This window comes from Pseudomonas sp. NBB, assembly GCF_032701105.1.
Taxonomy (GTDB): domain Bacteria; phylum Pseudomonadota; class Gammaproteobacteria; order Pseudomonadales; family Pseudomonadaceae; genus Aquipseudomonas; species Aquipseudomonas asiatica.
The window spans coordinates 2,299,186-2,316,442 of the sequence record NZ_CP103994.1 but is presented as its reverse complement, the minus strand read 5'-3'; the positions used below and the strand labels follow the sequence as shown (position 1 = coordinate 2,316,442).

General features: G+C 65.0%; 18 protein-coding genes. 8 read left to right on the top strand and 10 right to left on the bottom strand.

What is annotated here, in order from left to right; genetic code table 11:
- Nucleotides 1-49: 49 nt before the first annotated feature.
- Nucleotides 50-592, top strand: coding sequence for a WYL domain-containing protein (locus NY023_RS10825; RefSeq protein ID WP_013972039.1), 543 nt, complete (start codon nucleotides 50-52; stop codon nucleotides 590-592).
- An 82-nt stretch (nucleotides 593-674) separates the two neighbouring features.
- Here NY023_RS10825 and NY023_RS10820 read toward each other — a convergent pair whose 3' ends face one another.
- Genes NY023_RS10820 through NY023_RS10810 form a run of 3 tightly spaced genes read right to left on the bottom strand, consistent with a single transcriptional unit; the run spans nucleotide 675 to nucleotide 2,984 of the window.
- Nucleotides 675-1,451 carry an SDR family oxidoreductase gene (locus NY023_RS10820; RefSeq protein ID WP_013972038.1) on the bottom strand — a complete coding sequence of 259 codons (777 nt, stop codon included), beginning with the start codon at nucleotides 1,449-1,451 and terminating at the stop codon, nucleotides 675-677.
- Between the two features lie 33 nt (nucleotides 1,452-1,484).
- Nucleotides 1,485-1,799 carry an NIPSNAP family protein gene (locus tag NY023_RS10815; protein WP_013972037.1) on the bottom strand — a complete coding sequence of 105 codons (315 nt, stop codon included), beginning with the start codon at nucleotides 1,797-1,799 and terminating at the stop codon, nucleotides 1,485-1,487.
- 21 nt (nucleotides 1,800-1,820) lie between these two features.
- Nucleotides 1,821-2,984, bottom strand: coding sequence for an iron-containing alcohol dehydrogenase (locus NY023_RS10810; protein WP_013972036.1), 1,164 nt, complete (start codon nucleotides 2,982-2,984; stop codon nucleotides 1,821-1,823).
- Nucleotides 2,985-3,249: 265 nt separating this feature from the next.
- Between NY023_RS10810 and NY023_RS10805 the strand changes: the two genes are divergently transcribed.
- Nucleotides 3,250-4,554 carry an MFS transporter gene (locus NY023_RS10805; RefSeq protein ID WP_013972035.1) on the top strand — a complete coding sequence of 435 codons (1,305 nt, stop codon included), beginning with the start codon at nucleotides 3,250-3,252 and terminating at the stop codon, nucleotides 4,552-4,554.
- Nucleotides 4,555-5,502: 948 nt separating this feature from the next.
- Here the strand turns inward: NY023_RS10805 and NY023_RS10800 are convergent.
- The 3 genes from NY023_RS10800 to NY023_RS10790 all read right to left on the bottom strand — a co-directional run bounded on the left by NY023_RS10800 (nucleotide 5,503) and on the right by NY023_RS10790 (nucleotide 7,638).
- A complete protein-coding gene (locus NY023_RS10800) occupies nucleotides 5,503-6,423 on the bottom strand; it encodes a LysR family transcriptional regulator (protein ID WP_013972034.1) in 921 nt (306 codons plus the stop codon).
- A 111-nt stretch (nucleotides 6,424-6,534) separates the two neighbouring features.
- A complete protein-coding gene (locus tag NY023_RS10795) occupies nucleotides 6,535-7,257 on the bottom strand; it encodes a hypothetical protein (protein WP_023662503.1) in 723 nt (240 codons plus the stop codon).
- Nucleotides 7,258-7,335: 78 nt separating this feature from the next.
- On the bottom strand, nucleotides 7,336-7,638 hold the full coding sequence (locus tag NY023_RS10790; RefSeq protein WP_044046961.1) for a DUF3077 domain-containing protein: 303 nt from the start codon (nucleotides 7,636-7,638) through the stop codon (nucleotides 7,336-7,338).
- Nucleotides 7,639-7,835: 197 nt separating this feature from the next.
- Here NY023_RS10790 and NY023_RS10785 point away from each other — a divergent pair, with 197 nt between their 5' ends.
- Complete coding sequence (locus NY023_RS10785; protein WP_023662501.1) at nucleotides 7,836-8,459, top strand: glutathione S-transferase family protein; 624 nt, start codon at nucleotides 7,836-7,838, stop codon at nucleotides 8,457-8,459.
- Between the two features lie 153 nt (nucleotides 8,460-8,612).
- On the opposite strand, the gene NY023_RS10780 is transcribed toward NY023_RS10785, so the two are convergent.
- Entirely contained in the window at nucleotides 8,613-9,788 is a 1,176-nt protein-coding gene (locus NY023_RS10780) for an MFS transporter (RefSeq protein ID WP_013972030.1), read from the bottom strand.
- 94 nt (nucleotides 9,789-9,882) lie between these two features.
- Here NY023_RS10780 and NY023_RS10775 point away from each other — a divergent pair, with 94 nt between their 5' ends.
- The 3 genes from NY023_RS10775 to NY023_RS10765 all read left to right on the top strand — a co-directional run bounded on the left by NY023_RS10775 (nucleotide 9,883) and on the right by NY023_RS10765 (nucleotide 12,574).
- On the top strand, nucleotides 9,883-10,797 hold the full coding sequence (locus tag NY023_RS10775; protein WP_024086760.1) for a LysR substrate-binding domain-containing protein: 915 nt from the start codon (nucleotides 9,883-9,885) through the stop codon (nucleotides 10,795-10,797).
- A gap of 214 nt (nucleotides 10,798-11,011) precedes the next feature.
- Complete coding sequence (locus tag NY023_RS10770; RefSeq protein ID WP_013972028.1) at nucleotides 11,012-11,503, top strand: DUF1543 domain-containing protein; 492 nt, start codon at nucleotides 11,012-11,014, stop codon at nucleotides 11,501-11,503.
- Nucleotides 11,504-11,587: 84 nt separating this feature from the next.
- Entirely contained in the window at nucleotides 11,588-12,574 is a 987-nt protein-coding gene (locus tag NY023_RS10765) for a 5'-nucleotidase (protein ID WP_013972027.1), read from the top strand.
- A gap of 116 nt (nucleotides 12,575-12,690) precedes the next feature.
- On the opposite strand, the gene NY023_RS10760 is transcribed toward NY023_RS10765, so the two are convergent.
- Entirely contained in the window at nucleotides 12,691-13,332 is a 642-nt protein-coding gene (locus NY023_RS10760) for an HD domain-containing protein (protein WP_013972026.1), read from the bottom strand.
- Nucleotides 13,333-13,462: 130 nt separating this feature from the next.
- Between NY023_RS10760 and NY023_RS10755 the strand changes: the two genes are divergently transcribed.
- Complete coding sequence (locus tag NY023_RS10755) at nucleotides 13,463-14,434, top strand: GlxA family transcriptional regulator (RefSeq protein ID WP_044046960.1); 972 nt, start codon at nucleotides 13,463-13,465, stop codon at nucleotides 14,432-14,434.
- An 80-nt stretch (nucleotides 14,435-14,514) separates the two neighbouring features.
- Here NY023_RS10755 and NY023_RS10750 read toward each other — a convergent pair whose 3' ends face one another.
- Entirely contained in the window at nucleotides 14,515-14,676 is a 162-nt protein-coding gene (locus NY023_RS10750; RefSeq protein ID WP_024086757.1) for a hypothetical protein, read from the bottom strand.
- A 172-nt stretch (nucleotides 14,677-14,848) separates the two neighbouring features.
- Complete coding sequence (locus tag NY023_RS10745) at nucleotides 14,849-15,295, bottom strand: hypothetical protein (RefSeq protein ID WP_015269926.1); 447 nt, start codon at nucleotides 15,293-15,295, stop codon at nucleotides 14,849-14,851.
- Between the two features lie 166 nt (nucleotides 15,296-15,461).
- Here NY023_RS10745 and NY023_RS10740 point away from each other — a divergent pair, with 166 nt between their 5' ends.
- Nucleotides 15,462-17,219, top strand: a complete 1,758-nt coding sequence (locus NY023_RS10740; protein ID WP_024086756.1) for an OPT family oligopeptide transporter — start codon at nucleotides 15,462-15,464, stop codon at nucleotides 17,217-17,219.
- Nucleotides 17,220-17,257: the final 38 nt, after the last annotated feature.

Sequence of the window (17,257 nt, the reverse complement as noted above, 5' to 3'; positions counted from 1 at the left end):
AACGCCACTACTTAGGCAGGCTTCGTGCCTGCCTTCAAGGACGAGCCCTTTGCCCAGCCACCCTACCCGCCACACCATCGCCCGCCAGTGGCAGCTGCTAAAGCTGCTGCCAGGCCGTCACCCGGGGATGAGTTCCACCCAGTTGCAGGCCGCCCTGACCACCGTTGGCTATATCACCAGCAAACGCACGGTCGAACGCGACCTGGTCGAACTCGCGGCACTGTTCCCGCTGCAGTGCAACAGCAAAGGCATGCCCTACGGCTGGTACTGGCAAGCGGGCCTGAACCCTGGCGAAGCGCAACAGCTGCAGCCCGATGCGCTCTCACCTGCGGAACAGGTCGAGTTGCACGCCTGGGTCGATGATGCCCTTGCCCGGCGCCTTGAGGCGTCGCCACTGTCGGCAGATATGCAACTGACGCTGCAGGCGGAAGGTGGTGCCACCCTGGTAGCTACCGTCGACGACAACCGCTCGCTGATGGGCTGGCTGCTGTCCCAGGCCGGCTCGATCCGCGTGCAGGCGCCGCAGGCATTGCGACAGGCCATGCTCGTGCAGTTGCGCCAGAGCCTGGCGCTGCACGAGGGTGGTTGTTGACCGGCAAGAACACCAACCCCGTGGCGATTCACTGACTATCAGTGCCAATGGGCACTGACCTGTAGGAGCAGCGTTGGGGCCGTCAGAACGTGCCGGGGAACGCCCCGCCATCGATCAACAGGTTCTGCCCGGTGATGTAGCCGGCATGCGCACTGCACAGGAACGCGCAGTAAGCGCCGAACTCACCCGCGCCGCCAAAGCGTGCCGCCGGGATGGCCTTGCGCCGCGACTGGGCGGTGGCTTCCACATCGCCACCTGCCGCTTTCAGGGTCTTCTGCAGGCGCGCCGTGTCGAACGCCCCAGGCAGCAGGTTATTCAACGTCACGTTGCGGCCCGCCAGGCGCTGCTGACGGGCCAGGCCGGCGATGAAGCCGGTAAGGCCACTGCGCGCACCATTGGACAAGCCAAGAATATCGATCGGCGCCTTCACCGCACCGGAGGTGATGTTCACCACCCGGCCAAACCCGCGCTCGGCCATGCCATCGACCACCGCCTTGATCAGCTCGATGGGGGTAAGCATGTTGGCGTCCAGTGCCTTCAGCCAGTCCTCGCGGCCCCAGTCGCGGAAGTCGCCCGGGGGCGGGCCACCGGCATTGTTGACCAGGATATCCACCTGCGGGCAGGCTGCCAGCAGCGCCTGGCGCACCTCGGCGTCGGCGACATCACCGGCCACGGTGCGCACCTCGATGCCCGGGCAGGCCGCGCGCAACTCGGCGGCGGTCTGCTCCAGGGTGGCCTGGGTGCGGGCATTGATGACCAGGTTGACGCCTTCTTTGCCCAGCGCTTCGGCGCAGCCTTTGCCCAGACCCTGGCTGGCCGCGCAGACGATGGCCCAGCGGCCGGTAATGCCTAGATCCATTGGGTTGCTCCTTGATGCAATGCTGTTACAGGGTCACTGGATCGGCGAAAACGCGGCAGGCATCAACAGCTTCGATTCCATCCGCACCAGCATCGGGAAGGCCACCGGGATGAAGCGCTCCAGCCAGTCCGCATCGCGGTACAGGGCGGCGCGGCGCTCGATGCGGTCGTCAAGGCTCTCGTAGGCCCAGATGTGCACCACCTGGTTCAGTTCGCCGATCTCGGTGTACCACCAGCCCACCAGCTTGGCGTAGCGCGAGATCACCGGCAAGCCTTCCTTTTCGAAGTGCTCCAGGTATTGCTTCATCTTGCCGATGTGCAGGGTGTAGGTACGCATTTCATAGAACATGGTAGTGGTTCCGTTAAAGGTTCAGAGGCTGCCGTGGTAGGCATCGGTGATCAGGCGCTCGACATCGCGCGCGGTGGTCAGGCGTGGGTTGACCAGCACGTTGCCGCTGCGCATCGAGTCGCTGACCATCTGCGGCAGGAACTCCAGGTCCACGCCCAGTTCACGGATGGTCGCGGGAATGCCGATGGCCTGGTTCAGGGCCACCACCGCATCCACCGTGCGCGCCGCGGCCTGCTCCACGCTGAGCCCGGTCACATCGGCGCCCAGGGCAATGGCGATGTCACGGAAGCGCTCCGGGCAGGCCGGCAGGTTGAACTTGATCACGTAAGGCAGCAGGGCGGCGTTGGCGATGCCATGGGGAATGTTGAACACCCCGCCGAAGGTGTGGGAAATGGCATGCACGTTGCCCAGCTTGGATTGCGAGAACGCCACCCCGGCCAGGAACGAGCCCAGCAGCATCTGCTCACGGGCCGCCATGTCGGTGCCGACGAAGTAGGTTTTTTCCAGGCTGCCGGCAATCATGCGAATGGCTTGCAGGGCCATGGCCTGGCTGATCGGGTTGGCCTGGCGCGACACATACGACTCGATGGCGTGGGTCAGGGCGTCCATGCCGGTGGCGGCGGTAATGGCCGCAGGCAGCTTCAGGGTCAGTGCCGGGTCGAGGATGGCCAGGCGCGGGAACAGCCGCGGGCTGACAATCACCGTCTTGAACAGCGTGCGCTTGTTGGTGAACACGGTCGACGCGGTGCATTCGCTGCCGGTACCGGAGGTGGTCGGGATGGCGAAGATCGGCAGCGGCGGCTGGGTCAGTTTGTCGTAGCCCTCGTAGTCGAGGATGTTGCCAGGGTTGGTGGCCATCGCCGCCACGCCCTTGGCGGTGTCGATGCTGCTGCCGCCGCCCACGCCGATCACGGCGGTGCAGTCGCGCTCTTTCAGCAGCGCCACGGCAGCGTCCAGCACGTCGGTGCTGGGGTTGGCTTCAACGGCGCAGAACAGCTGGTAGTCGATGCCCGCCTGCTCCAGCGAGGCGAAGAAGCCGGCCAGGATGCCTGCATCGATCAGGCCCTGGTCGGTGACCACCAGCAGGGTGCCGTCCACGTACGGCTTGAGTAGCGCACCGGCCTGGTCGGCCAGGCCCGCGCCACATTTGGCAATGGTGGGGAAATGGAACTGGAATTGGCTCATGAGGGGTCCTCAGGCTACTGCGTTGTTCTTGTTGTGCCCGCCGTGACGCTGGCGGGCCGTGCCGAGCCAATCTAGAGCGCGGGCCAGGGCCGCCGATAATGAAAAGAGCTGATCCGCCAATAACCACTGCTTATCCCCCGCCGGGTAATAAGCAGGCGTTATTGGCGGATCAGCTCTTTTCATTACCTGCACTGCCGGCAGCGCTCCAACAATCGGCCTGCGTAGTTGCTACGCCTCCCGATAATCACAACAACGAGCTCCTGCGATGAAGACCATCCCCTCCCCGGCCGACCTGGCGCTGCCCGCTGCGGCCCCGATGACCACGGTGCGCTGGCGCATCTTCCTGATCCTGTTGCTGCTGACCGCAATCAACTACATCGACCGCGCCTCGCTGTCGGTGGCGCTGCCGCTGATCGCCCCTGAATTCAACCTGACGCCGGCCATGGAAGGGCTGATGCTCAGTGCGTTCTTCTGGTCCTATGCCTTGATGCAGATCCCAGGCGGCATGCTGCTGGACCGCTTCCACACCCGCGGCATCATTGGCGCGGCAACCGTGGCCTGGGGCCTGTTCCAGGCACTGGGCGCGGCCTCGCACAACTGGCTGGTACTGCTGCTGACGCGCATCGGCCTGGGCGTGGCCGAGTCGCCGATCATGCCCGCCGGGGCCAAGCTCAATGGCGCCTGGCTGACGCCTAACGAACGTGGCCGTGGCGCGGTGCTGGTGGATGGCGGAGCGCCGCTGGGCAGCGCCCTGGGGGCGATCCTGATTTCCGGGCTGATTGCCTGGCTGGGTTCGTGGCGGTTGGCCTTCGTGGTGGCAGGGGTCGGCACCGTATTGGCCGGCATCCTGGCGTGGAAGTACATCCGCAACCACCCCAGCGAGCATCCGGGGGTCAACGAGGCCGAACTGCGCCACATCACCGAAGGCAACGCCAGCGCCCACGCAGCGGCAGCCAAGGCCAGCCTGCCGCTGCGCGAGCTGCTCAAGGACCGTTCGATCTTTGCCATGTTCGCCGGCTACAGCTGCATCCTGGCGGTGTTCTACGGCCTGCTGACCTGGATGCCGAGCTACCTGCACAAGGCCCACGGTCTGAACATCTCGGCCATGGGCGGGGCGACCTTCCTGATCTTCATGTGCGGGTTTGTCGGCGAACTGATCGGCGGCTGGATCGGTGACCGCTGGCGGGCTAGCGGCGCCTCGCCGAACCTGGTGATGCGCACCATGTTCAGCGGTTCGGCTCTGGTGGCGGCGCTGTGCATCCTGGCGGCAGCCTATGTGGGCGAGACCGTCGCGGTGATCAGCCTGCTGTGCGTGGCGATGTTCTTCATCCGTTGGTGCGGGATGTACTGGTGCCTGCCGGCGATCATCGGCGGGCCGTCGCGCACCGGCGTGCTGGGTGGCACCATGAACTTCTGCGGCAACATGGCCGGGGTGCTGGTGCCGATCGTGATCGGGCTGATCGTGCAGTTCACCGGGGATTACTTCTTTGCGCTGATCTTCTTTGTGGTGGCTGCGGTGTTGATTGCGGTGTTTTCCAGTTTGATCGATTACCGCGAGCGGCAGTTCTGAGGCAGGGATTGCGAGATCCCTGTGGCAGCGGCTTCAGCCGCGAACACCGGCGCAGCCGGTGCCATCACCGCGTCGCCTGCTTCGCGGGTGAACCCGCTCCCACAGGGACGGCGCAGGCTTCGGGCTCGCGCTGTACCTGTGGGAGCGGCTTCAGCCGCGAACACCGGCGCAGCCGGTGCCATCCACTGCGTCGCCTGCTTCGCGGGCTTGCCCGCCCCCCACAGGTACAGCGCAGGCTTCGGGCTCGCGCTGTACCTGTGGGGGCGGCTTCAGCCGCGAACACCGGCGCAGCCGGTGCCATCCACCGCGTCGCCTGCTTCGCGGGCTTGCCCGCTCCCACAGGTACGGCGCAGGCTTCGGGCTCGCGCTGTACCTGTGGGAGCGGCTTCAGCCGCGAACACCGGCGCAGCCGGTGCCATCCACTGCGTCGCCTGCTTCGCGGGCTTGCCCGCCCCCCACAGGTACAGCGCAGGCTTCGGGCTCGCGCTGTACCTGTGGGAGCGGCCGTGGCCGCGAACACCGGCGTAGCCAGTGCCATCCACCGCGTCGCTTGCTTCGCGGGCTTGCCCGCTCCCACAGGTACGGCGCAGGCTTCGGGCTCGCGCTGTACCTGTGGGAGCGGCCGTGGCCGCGAACACCGGCGTAGCCGGTGCCATCTACCGCGTCGCTTGCTTCGCGGGCTTGCCCGCTCCCACAGGTACGGCGCAGGCTTCGGGTTCACGCTGTACCTGTGGGAGCGGCTTCAGCCGCGAACACCGGCGTAGCCGGTGCCATCCACCGCGTCGCCTGCTTCGCGGGCTTGCCCGCTCCCACAGGTACGGCGCAGGCTTCGGGCTCGCGCTGTACCTGTGGGAGCGGCCGTGGCCGCGAACACCGGCGTAGCCGGTGCCATCCACCGCGTCGCTTGCTTCGCTGGCTTGCCCGCTACCATAGGGGTCGCAACAGGGCTCAACCGGCCGTAAGTTCCTCCACCAGCAACCGCGCCGCCGGCGATAGCGGCGCTGCCACCCGGTGCACGATCCCGAACGGCTCGCTCAGTGCCCGCAGCTTCACTGCCAGCGACACCAGCAACCCGCGCTGCTCGGCAAAGGCCGCCACGGCGCTGGGGATCACCGCCACCAGTGTCGGGTCGCCTTCCAGCAGCATGAAGGTGGCAAAGGTGGAGAAGGTTTCCAGCGGGTAGCGTGGCACCTCCACCCCCGCCTCGCTCAACTCACGCTCCAGCGCCTGGCGCATGGGCATGTTGGCCGGGTAGACAATCCAGCGGTACTGGCTCAGGTCACCAACTTCCAGCGTCGCCGCCCCGGCCAGCGGGTGCTGCGGGTGCGCGACCACCGCCAGCGGCTCCTGGGCCAGTTCGACAAAGGCGTAGTCCGCCGCATTGCGGCCCAGCCCTGGCCGGCAGATGGCCAGGTCCAGGCGCCCTTCATCAAGCTGGGCCAGCAGGTTGGCACTGGTGTTCTCGGCGATCTCCACCGCCAGTTGCGGCTGCTTGCGGCGCAACCGCCCGAGGGCACCGACCAGGGTCGGCATGGCACCCATGATGCTACCCACCGCCAGCCGCCCACCCTGGCCCTGGACGATGCCCAGCACCTCCTCGCGCAAATGCCCCAGGTCACTGTGAATCAACCGCGCATATCGCACCACGCAACGGCCCACGTCATTGGCCACCAGGCCGCTGGGCAGGCGCTGGAACAACGGCACACCCAGCACCTCCTCCACCTCGCGCAAGGCCTTGGTGGCCCCGGGCTGGGAAATCGCCATGGCCTCCGCCGCCTTGTGCAGGGAGCTGCAACGGTCCAGTTCGATGAGCAGGCGTAACTGACGCAGGCGCAGGCGGGAAAAAATGGAGTCCAGGGAGGGGATCATCGGGCAGGCTCGGCATGGGTCTTGTAATGCCGAGCACTATAGAGGGTTGTCAACGGGCGATTGTTGAGTTTGCGGCAAATGTCCTTTGCCCTGAAGACACGCCCGGCAAGCTCACGCCACGCGGCGACGCGACAGGCAGGCATACCCCAGGCCCAAAACGCTGGCCGCCAATACGCCCAGCAACATCATCAGCTCGCGGCTGTAGCGGGCCACCCAGGCCGGGATACCGATGACCTCGCGGTAAACCTGTATGTCAGCGTTGCCATCGGCGTGACTGATGCTGACCCCGCCCTGGCGGATCTGCGAATAGTCTGCATCGAAATACACCCATACCTTGCATACGCCACCCGGCTCGATGGTGGGGATGTCCGCTTGCATGGTAGAGGTTTCCACGATGGTGTCATTGCCAGCTGCATCGCGCACCTGCACCAGGCCTTTCGCCGGCAGGCGGATTTTCACCTGGCGTACCTGCGCATCACCACGGTTGCGCAGCTCGATGAGCAGACCGGTACGGTGATCGACCAGCCCGGCCTCGAAGGGCTTGGCGAACAGCTGGGCATACGGCGCCTGGGCCATTTCGATCAGCCGCTCGACCTGATCGTGGCTCAGCCCGCCCTCGCTGATGGCATTGATACGCCCCTGCAACTGCTCGTACTTGAGCTGTTCGCTGGCTTTGGTGATGCGTTCGCTGAACTGGCTGGGATAGGTGAGATAGGCATAGGTCAGCGATGCCTCCAGGCGCGGGTTGCCCCTGAGCAACCCATAGGCGGCCAGCAGGACCATCAGGCCAAGCAGCACGGCTACGAGGAGTTTCCCCACCTTGTCCCAGCTCAATGCGAACTTCCTTCTGTCGTGATACAGAGATTCAAACTGACCAAGGGTGCCAAGTTCATGGTCCCCAGGCAAGCCTGACTAAGGCTCCTGCTCGCCTCCCCGAGCCTGGCGCAACTGCTGCAACTGGCCGTCGATCAGCGCCTTGGCCATGCCTGCCAGGTAGTACGTGGCCTGCATCATCGCCTTGCGGTCACCGGGCCGGTCGATGGCCTTGCGGGCGAGTTCGGTAATGCAGCCCATGATGCTCGAGGCCTCCATCAATGCCGTGCGCATCGGCAACTGCGCGTTCATCTGCACCAGTTCGGCACCGCCGTTGCCAAAACGACCCGCTGCACGCACGACATTGAGATTGCCGCCTTCTTTCGGAGTGTCTTTGTCCATGTCCATTTCCTCGGGTTACGAGGGTGCAGAGACTAGGGCGCTGCCTGCCCCGCCACAATAACCTTGGGGGTGGAAAGGCTTACTTTCGGAAATGGACTACAAGAACCCTACAAAGAGGACGCTCCGCCACCACGCTGGCTCTTGACCGCCAAGCGGCAGTGACGGACGATCAATCCCCCCTCACAAGGATGAACACCATGCTACGGATATTGGGCAGAGCCTCCTCCATCAATGTACGAAAAGTCCTGTGGGCATGCGCCGAGTTCGAGGTCGCGTTCGAGCGCGAAGACTGGGGGGCGGGCTTCAAGCCCACGGACAGCGCCGAATTCCTTGCGTTGAACCCGAACGCCATGATCCCGGTGATCCAGGATGGCGATTTCACCCTGTGGGAATCCAACAGCATCATCCGCTACCTGGCCACGCGCTATGGTGCCACCGCGTTCTACCCGGGCGAGGCCCAGGCGCGGGCCAGGATCGACCAGTGGATCGACTGGCAGGCCTCGGACCTCAACCGTTCCTGGAGCTACGCGTTCATGTCGCTGGTCAGGCACTCGCCGGCCCACCAGGACCCACAGGCCCTGGCCGCCGGCTGCGCGGACTGGGCGCGCTACATGCATATTCTCGACCGCCAGCTGGCAAGCACCGGTGCCTACGTGGCCGGCAGCCAGTTCACCTTGGCCGACATCCCCATTGGCCTGTCGGTCAACCGCTGGTTCGAAACGCCGTTAGAGCACCCGCACCTGCCGGCCGTGCGCGATTATTACGAGCGGCTGAGCGAGCGCCCGGCCTATCACCTGCATGGCCGTAACGGTACGCCGTGATGGCAACAGATTGACGACCGGGGCAAGACCGTGGGGCTGCTTTGCAGCCCATCGCGACACAAGGCCGCTCCCACAAGTACTGCCAGCGCGTTCCCTGTGGGAGCGGCCTTGTGTCGCGAAAGGGGCGCAAAGCGCCCCCAGGATCTCAAGCCCTTACACTGCTGCCCGATCCCCCAACGCCACCGCCCGCCCACGCCAGGCAAACATCAATACCATCACCAACCCAACCGCCGCCATCGCCGCCCCCGCCAGGGAAACCGCCGAATACCCAAGCCCCGCATTGATCACCGCCCCACCCAGCGCCGCACCAATCGCGTTACCCAGGTTGAACGCCCCGATATTCACCGCCGACGCCAGGTTGGGCGCATCCTTGGCCGCCTCCATCACCCGCATCTGCAGCGGCGGCACCAGGGCAAAGCTGGCAGCGCCCCATACCAGGATCGCCAGCGCAGTCGGCAGCGGCCAGTCCATCACCAGCGGGAACACCAGCAACACCGCAATCAGCACGGCCAGCGACAGCATCAGGGTACGGTCGATCGAGCGGTCCGCCGCCTTGCCACCCCACACGTTGCCCAAGGTCAGGCCGACACCGAACAACACCAGCATGGCCGTGACGAAGGTGGTGGACGCTGCCGCCTCGCTCTGCAGGATCGGCGCGATATAGGTGAATACCGTGAACATCGCACTGGAGCCCACCACGGTCAGCAGCAATGCCGCCAGCACCGGCCCGCGGCCCAGCACGCGGATTTCGGCCATGGCCCCACCAGCCTTGGGCGACGGCACATTAGGCAGTGCGTACCAAAGGGTGGTCATTGCCACCAGGCCGAGCCCGGCGATGCCCCAGAAGGCCGTGCGCCAGCCCAGCATTTCACCGAACCAGGTCGCCAGCGGCACACCGCCGATGGTGGCCAGGGTCAACCCCATGAACATGGCGGCCACGGCCCCGGCGCGCTTCTCGGGCGGTACCACGCTGGCCGCGACGATCGAACCGATGCCGAAGAACGCACCGTGGTTCAGCGAGGTGACCACACGGGCGACCAGCAGGCTGGCATAGTCGCTGGCCAGGGCCGACATCAGGTTGCCGAGGGTGAAGATGGCCATCAACCCGATCAGCAGGTAACGCCGCGGGATCTTCACCGTGGCCAGGGTCATCAGCGGTGCACCGATAAGCACACCGATCGCATAGGCACTGACCAACAGCCCGGCTGCGGGGATGGAGACGCCCAGGTCGGTGGCGATGCTGGGTAACATGCCCATGGGGGCAAACTCGGTGACACCGATGCCGAAGGCACCGATGGCGAGCGCGACAAGAGGTGGATTGATACGCATGGCAAGCTCCTTATCTGTGCTGCAAATGCTACGATCCGAAGCTGAGCCGCACTAGACTGCATTTTTGCGAACCACCTTTGCTCATGAGGCACAAATGGACTTCAGTGGAAGATCCGGAGAGATGGAAATCTTTGCCAAGGTGGCCCAGGAGGGCAGCCTGTCCGCCGCCGCCCGCGCGCTTGGCCTGACGCCGTCGGCGGTGAGCCGCATCCTCGCGCGGACCGAACAGCGCCTGGGCACCCGCCTGCTGCTGCGTACCACCCGGGCGATCACCCTCACGCCTGAGGGCGAAGCGTATCTGCGCGGTGCACGGCGGGTGCTGGCCGACATGCTCGAAGTGGAAGAGGCCATCACCGACCAGGGTGTGCCCCGCGGGCGCTTGCGGGTCAGCGCAGCGCTGGGCCATGGCCGGCTGACCGTGGTGCCGCTGCTGGCGGCGTTCAGCGCGCGCTACCCGCAGGTGCTGGTCGACCTTACCCTCAGCGACGAAGTGGCCGACATTCTCGGCGGCCAGGCCGATGTGGCGCTGCGCTTCGGCCACCTGCCGGACAGCTCGTTGAGCGCCCGTGCCATTGGCGAAACCGGCCAGGTGATCGTCGCCTCGCCCGAGTACCTGGCGCGCTGCGGTACGCCGCTTGTGCCAGAGGACCTGGCCCGGCACAACTGCCTGCGTTTCAACTTCCGCCGCGCCGCACCCGACTGGCCGTTCCGTCGCGACGGGCAGGCATTCTCGTTGAAGGTGACGGGCAATATCGAATGCAGCAGCGGCGAGGCCCTGGCGCAGTTGGCCAGGCTCGGCGCCGGCGTGGCGCGCATCGGTACCTTTACCGTGGCCGATGACCTGGCCAACGGGCAGCTGGTGCCGTTGCTGGAGGCGTACAACCCCGGTGATCGCGAGCCGATCCATGCGGTGTTCGTCGGCGGCCCGGCGATGCCGGCGCGGGTGCGGGTGTTCGTGGATTTTCTGGTAGAGCAACTGTCAGGCCGGAGCTGTCGCGCAGAGAACTGAATGCGCAAACGGTACGCGTACCCTGTGGGAGCGGCTTTAGCCGCGAAGAATCCAACACAGTGCCTGGCACCGGCTGCGCCGGTGTTCGCGGCTAAAGCCGCTCCCACAGGGGCCCTGCTAATTCAGTGAGTCCTGTGCAGTTCCATGAAAGCGGCATCCGCGAATCAGGCAGTACAATGCCGCATTCTTACGTTAGCCCCGCAAAGGACCGCCCATGCTTTACGTCGTCATGCTCGGAGGCCGCCACCCAGGCGCCAAGATCGAAGTTCACGATGTGGTGTTCGCCCTGGCCGACACCTTCGAACAGGCCTACCCGCAGTTGCGCCAAGCCTGGTTCGGCAGCCCGAAAGGTTTGCACATCGATTCATGGCTGGAAGTGCATGGTGTCGACGGCCAGCGCATCGAACTGCGCCCGCACGCCCCCGCCCCCGGTGCGCTGCGCCTGTACTTCATCAACCTCGGTGGTTATGAACGCGAAGTATTCGGCGAGGCCCACCGCTACCTGCTGGTCACCGCCCACAGCAAGACCGAGGCCAAGGCCCTGGGCAAGCAACGCATGCAGGCGGACTGGCTGAAGCCGCATACCGATGCCTTGCTGGATGTCGACGACTGCCTGGCGATCGACCAGGTGGCAGGGCAGTTCGTGCACCTGGTCGAAGGGGCGCATGAGCCGCTGATGGTGCGTAGTGACTACATCCTCATCTGATGCCGATAGCGCCTGTGGGTACTGAGGGCTTTCGTCACAGCGCACGGGTACACTTGCCTTCAGCTCACGCTCAGGAGTTGTTTCATGCCCTACCCCATCGAACAGAAACTGGTCATCGGCGTTGCTTCGAGTGCGCTGTTCGACCTCACCGTCTCGGACGACATCTACCAGACCGAGGGCGTCGAGGCTTACCGTCAGCACCAGCAGCAGAACCTGGACGAGCCCTTCCCCAAGGGCGTGGCGTTCCCGTTCATTCGCCGCTTCCTGAGCATCAACCAGGCCTTCCCCGAGCAGTTGCCGGTGGAGGTGGTGCTGCTGTCGCGCAATTCGCCGGAGACCGGCCTGCGGGTGTTTCGCTCGATCAACCACTACCAGCTGGACATCACCCGCGCGGCATTCATGTCGGGCCGCTCGCCCTACGAGTACATCCCGGCGTTCAATGCCTCGCTGTTCCTAAGTGCCAACGAGGAAGATGTACAGAAAGCCATCGACGCCAACTACCCCGCCGGGCGGGTGCTGCCGACACGCATCTACGATGACGAGATCGACACCGAATTGCGGGTGGCCTTCGACTTTGACGGGGTGATTGCCGATGACGAGGCCGAGCGCGTGTACAAGCGCGACGACAACCTGGACGAGTTTCAGGAGCATGAACGTGTGCGCAAGGGGATCCCGCATTCGCCGGGGCCCTTGGCGGACCTGTACCGCAAGCTTTCGCTGATTCGCATGCTCGAGGACCGCAAGTTGGCCGAAGACCCGGCGTACAAGCGCATCTTGCGGATCGCCATCGTGACGGCGCGCAATGCCCCTTCGCATGAGCGGGTGGTGACGACGCTGAAGGACTGGGGCGTATCGCCGGACGAGTGCTTCTTTCTAGGCGGGATGGAGAAACCCAGGGTGCTGTCGATACTGAAGCCACATGTGTTCTTTGATGACCAGCGCAGCCACCTGCAGTCACCGGCGGGGGACTTGCCGATGGTGCATGTGCCGTTCGGGGTGGCGAATCGCGAGCGCTCGGCGGCGGACTCTGCGCTCGACGTGCCAGCTCCCACTTCGAGAGCACCGGTTTGATCTGATGCGCAACCTGTGGGAGCGGGCACGCCCGCGAAGGGCCGCAAAGCGGCCCCAATCTGTTTAGCTGACAGGCACCAGGGCCTGCCAACACCGGCAGCACCAGCCCGCTTTACTCAGCTCGCCCAGCAGGACTGCCGAATGACGCTGCAGAAATTCCCAGGCCGGAATGCAGGCTCCTTGTCCGCGATCACATCCGCCTTCACGTTGCCAAACGTGGTCTGCGGCTTGTGCCGGATGCCGTCGTAAAACGCCTGGATGATCGCCTCCTTGAACCGCTCCCCACGCGGGTGCGCCTGGACCACGGCATCCCGCGCGGCAATCCCCAGCCCATCGTGGTGCAGCCCCAGCACATCCGTCTCTACCCCCGCCGTGACCAGGGCGATCAGCGGGTGCATGTGCTCTGGAATGCCCGGCGTGGTATGCAGCGCGATCGCCGTCCACACACGCTCGACATCGCGCTCGTCCACGCCGTGGCGCTGGAGGAAATCGCGCGCCGCATTGGCACCGTCCACCTCGAAGCGGCAGCAATCGCTGCTGTGCTGATGGGTCAGGCCCATGTCATGGAACATGCAGCCTGCGTACAACAGTTCACTGTCGTAACGCAGCCCCAGCCGCTGCCCGGCAAGGGCCGCGAAGTAGAACACCCGGCTGGAGTGGTGGAACAGCAAAGGGGAAGCCGTGTCACGGACGAGCTCGGTGATTTCCCGAGCCATGGCGCTGTCGGGCACCTGGATACCGGCGATGGATGAAGACATGGTCGCTCCTGGGTGGGTTGATGACGAGCCCAGTCTGCGGTCGTGGGCCAATGTCCTCAATTGACTTGTACAGCCAAATACTGCCATTGTCGGCGGATTACGGACTTGCGGCGCAACGCCCGGAGCCACCATGCCCTCTGCCCCCATCACGGTCGCCATACTGGCCATGCCCGGCGTACAACTGCTGGATGCCTGCGGCCCGCTCGATGTATTCGCAGAAGCCAACCGTCAGGCCGGCCGTGAAGCCTATCGCCTGCTGTTGCTGGCCTGCGAACCGGGGCCGCTGGTGAGCTCTTCCGGTACGCGCCTGGTCGCCCACGGCTGGATCGGCGAAGACCTGGAAGCCATCGACACCTTGCTGGTCGCCGGCACACCGCAGGCTGCCGAGCAATACCTGCGCCCCGGCATTCTCGACTGGCTGCGGCAACGCGCGGGCGCTTGCCGGCGTTACGGCTCGGTGTGCACGGGGGCGTTTGCCCTGGCGGCTGCCGGGTTGCTGGATGACCGGCGTGTGACCACCCATTGGGCCGTGGCGCAGCCGTTGGCCGAGCGTTATCCGCGGGTACAGGTGGATGCCGATGCCATTCAGGTGCATGACGGCAACCTGCGTACCGCTGCGGGGGTAACGGCCGGGCTGGACCTGGCACTGGCCCTGGTGGAAGAAGACCTGGGGCGGGATATTGCCAAGCAGGTTGCCGGGCATCTGGTGATGTACTTCAAGCGGCCTGGCGGGCAGCTGCAGTTCAGCCGGCAAGGTGGGACATCACCGGTCGGGCGTTCGGCATTGCAGGGGTTGCAGCGTTACGTGGCCGCCAACCCTGCACTGGACCACGGGGTTGCCAGCCTGGCTGCGCGGGTTGGGCTGAGCCCGAGGCATTTTGCACGGGTGTTTCAGAGTGATGTGGGCATGACCCCGGCCGCATGGGTGGAGCTGGCGCGGGTGAATGCTGCGCGGGCGCGGCTGGAGGCTGGGCGAGAGGCACCGAAGCAGGTGGCGGCGCTGTGCGGGTTTGCCAATGCAGATACGTTGCGGCGGGCGTTCGTGAAACATGTGGGGGTTACGCCGGCGGAGTATCGCAAGCGGTTTGGGCGGTCGGGATGAAATGAACCGTGTTATGTGCGCTCGCGCCGGGTACGCTTTAGCGTCCCGGCCGAGGCTGTGCGCTCCATCGCTAGGTCAGCTTAGCGAGGGCCACCGCCCTGATGGCCGCCAAAGCCACCGCCGCCACCGTGGCCACCACCATGACCACCGCCACCACCCGGCGGCATGAACATCCAGCAGCCTGACAAGGCCGATACCAGCGCCGCAACCAGGGCTGCGCGGAAAAGGTGTTTCGACTTCATTGGAACGCTCCACAAGGCTAGATCTGCTGCCTGCCATTACCAGGTTCGGCAGCGGGCGGATTCTAGAGTGACAGCGTGATGGCCTAGGGATACTTTGCATATCTTTACAGTCGTACTGGCAATCGGGGAGGACCGTTGCCTGTGATTGCGGCTTGCATGCCTGTAGAGCAGGCTAGCCCATCCGCCAATCATCGCCCGGCATGATACGCCGCATGAACTCATCGAAAAGCGGCACAGTGAACGCCGTATCACCGTGGTTCGGGCTGTAGATCATCCCTTTCTCGATCAATGCACTGCGCAGTGGTGCGAGCGTGGAAACCTTCCGCGCCAGGCTGGCCGCGATATCACCAGAACGATGAGGGCCGGCCCCCAGATCCGCCATGCCACGCAGGTACTTCTTTTCCGCAAGCGTAAGGCGGTCAAAGCGCACCCGGAAGAAGCTCTCATCCAGTGTGGCAATCGCCTGCTCTGAAGCGGTTTCGACATCAGCGCTGGTGATGGGGCTCTGCGAGGCTACATCCCATGAGTGCTTGCCCCACTCCTGACTTATACCAAGATTAGGAAAGTTATCGAATTTAGATAACTTCACTAATCTCTCTTGATTCGGCAGTGTCAGCAAGAGCGGGCCCCTGTGCGCAGCACTTTTCTTGAGACCCGCCGGTGTAACCGCTAGCACTTCCGGGCTATTGCCGGACACCTTTCACAACCAGAAGCGACAGTGAACCTTTGTGGCAGCAGTGGCTCAGTTGTGCAAAGCGCGCTTACCACTCCGACAAGGGATTGCCATGAGAGATGCCCCCTCCACCGCCCTTCCCCAGGCTCGCATCGAACGTGAACTAAGCCCGCGGGCGGTGCTCACCGGCGTAGTGCTGGGCATTCTGCTGACACCCTCGAATGTATACGCGGGCCTTCGGATCGGCTGGTCGTTCAACATGTCGATCATCGCCTTGCTGGTCGGCTTCACCCTGTGGCAGGGCCTGGCGGGGCGCAGCAAGGGCCGGCCCGCATGGACGTTGCACGAAAGCAACATCAACCAGACAGTGGCCTCGGCCGCCGCTTCCATCGTTTCTGGCGGGCTGGTCGCGCCGATCCCCGCCTATACCCTGCTCACCGGTCACCAGCTGGACCCACTGCCGATGATGGCCTGGGTGTTCTCCGTGAGCTTCCTGGGCATCTGGATCGCCTGGTATCTGCGCCCCGCCCTGCTCGATGACCATGGCCTGAAGTTCCCTGAGGGCATGGCGACCCTGGAGACATTGCAGCAGATCTACCGCCACGGCCACGAAGCCATGATGCGGATAAAGGTGCTGTGCAGCGCCGCGTTGCTGTCGGGGCTGGTGAAGTGGATTGACGGGTTTGTCTGGACGATACCGCGCTGGGCACCCTCGCCTGTGCTCGAGCGCCTGACCTTCACGCTCGACCCTTCGCTGATGCTGGTCGGCTTCGGCGGCATCATCGGCATCCGCGTGGGCCTGACGCTGCTGTTCGGCGCCGCGCTGGCCTGGGGCGGGCTGGCACCGTGGCTGATCGACCATGCCCTGGTGGTATTGGCCCCGAACGCCAGCGGCCCACAGTTCGCCGCCCTGGTGGAATGGCTGTTGTGGCCGGGCGTCAGCCTGATGGTATGCGCAACCCTGACGTCATTGTCGGTCCGCCTGTTGCAAATGCCCCGGCAGAGGCCCACCGCCCCGCTGGCAAGTCGGGCAGCGCACACCCGTGGGCGGTTTCCCCTGGCACCTGCGTGCGGGCTGTTATTGTCCATTACGCTGGTGGTGGCGTTACAGGCGTTGCTGTTCGGCATCGACTGGTGGATGGCGCTGTTGAGCATTCCCTTGGCGATATGCCTTGCGGTGGTCGCCGCGCGCGTGGTCGGCGCCACCGGTATTGCGCCGATCGGCGCCATCGGCAAGCTGTCGCAGCTCAGCTTTGGCCTGGTCGCCCCGGGCCAGGTGGCCATCAACCTGATGAGCGCCAACACTGCCGGCGGCGCGGCCGGGCAAGCCACCGACCTGATGAACGACTTCAAGGTTGGCCAGGCGATCGGCACCACGCCACACAAGCAACTGATTGCACAGTGCCTGGGCATCCTCATCGGCAGCGTGGTGGGCGTGCTGGTGTACCTGGTGCTGATTCCCGATCCGCAGACCCTGCTGCTCACCGAGCAATGGCCCGCACCGGCCGTGGCAACCTGGAAGGCCGTGGCCCAGACCCTGATGCAGGGGCTGGGGGCGCTGTCGCCGGAGCTGCGCTGGGCGATCGTGGCCGGCAGCGCGGCAGGCGTCCTGCTGGGCACGCTGGACAGCCTGCTGCCGCAATGGGTAGCGCGTTGGCTGCCGAGTACCGGCGCACTGGGGCTGGCGTTCATACTGCCGGCATCGATCAGCATGATGATGGGGCTCGGCGCGGTGGTCACCTGGCTGGTCGGTTGCCGTTGGCCGAGCGTTACAGAGCGGTTTGCGATCACGGCCGCAGCGGGGCTGATTGCCGGGGAAAGCATTACCGGGGTGGCGGCATCGTTCTGGGAGATGGTGCGAATGCTGTAGCGGTTGGCATGGCGGGGCCATGCTGCACCGGCGCGCCA

Coding starts and splice junctions, on each gene's coding strand:
- NY023_RS10810 (WP_013972036.1), bottom strand. CDS start 2,984: ATGAGCCAATTCCAGTTCCATTTCCCCACCATTGCCAAATGTGGCGCG.
- NY023_RS10815 (WP_013972037.1), bottom strand. CDS start 1,799: ATGTTCTATGAAATGCGTACCTACACCCTGCACATCGGCAAGATGAAG.
- NY023_RS10750 (WP_024086757.1), bottom strand. CDS start 14,676: ATGAAGTCGAAACACCTTTTCCGCGCAGCCCTGGTTGCGGCGCTGGTA.
- NY023_RS10780 (WP_013972030.1), bottom strand. CDS start 9,788: ATGCGTATCAATCCACCTCTTGTCGCGCTCGCCATCGGTGCCTTCGGC.
- NY023_RS10765 (WP_013972027.1), top strand. CDS start 11,588: ATGCCCTACCCCATCGAACAGAAACTGGTCATCGGCGTTGCTTCGAGT.
- NY023_RS10785 (WP_023662501.1), top strand. CDS start 7,836: ATGCTACGGATATTGGGCAGAGCCTCCTCCATCAATGTACGAAAAGTC.
- NY023_RS10805 (WP_013972035.1), top strand. CDS start 3,250: ATGAAGACCATCCCCTCCCCGGCCGACCTGGCGCTGCCCGCTGCGGCC.
- NY023_RS10820 (WP_013972038.1), bottom strand. CDS start 1,451: ATGGATCTAGGCATTACCGGCCGCTGGGCCATCGTCTGCGCGGCCAGC.
- NY023_RS10760 (WP_013972026.1), bottom strand. CDS start 13,332: ATGTCTTCATCCATCGCCGGTATCCAGGTGCCCGACAGCGCCATGGCT.
- NY023_RS10770 (WP_013972028.1), top strand. CDS start 11,012: ATGCTTTACGTCGTCATGCTCGGAGGCCGCCACCCAGGCGCCAAGATC.
- NY023_RS10755 (WP_044046960.1), top strand. CDS start 13,463: ATGCCCTCTGCCCCCATCACGGTCGCCATACTGGCCATGCCCGGCGTA.
- NY023_RS10740 (WP_024086756.1), top strand. CDS start 15,462: ATGAGAGATGCCCCCTCCACCGCCCTTCCCCAGGCTCGCATCGAACGT.
- NY023_RS10775 (WP_024086760.1), top strand. CDS start 9,883: ATGGACTTCAGTGGAAGATCCGGAGAGATGGAAATCTTTGCCAAGGTG.
- NY023_RS10800 (WP_013972034.1), bottom strand. CDS start 6,423: ATGATCCCCTCCCTGGACTCCATTTTTTCCCGCCTGCGCCTGCGTCAG.
- NY023_RS10790 (WP_044046961.1), bottom strand. CDS start 7,638: ATGGACAAAGACACTCCGAAAGAAGGCGGCAATCTCAATGTCGTGCGT.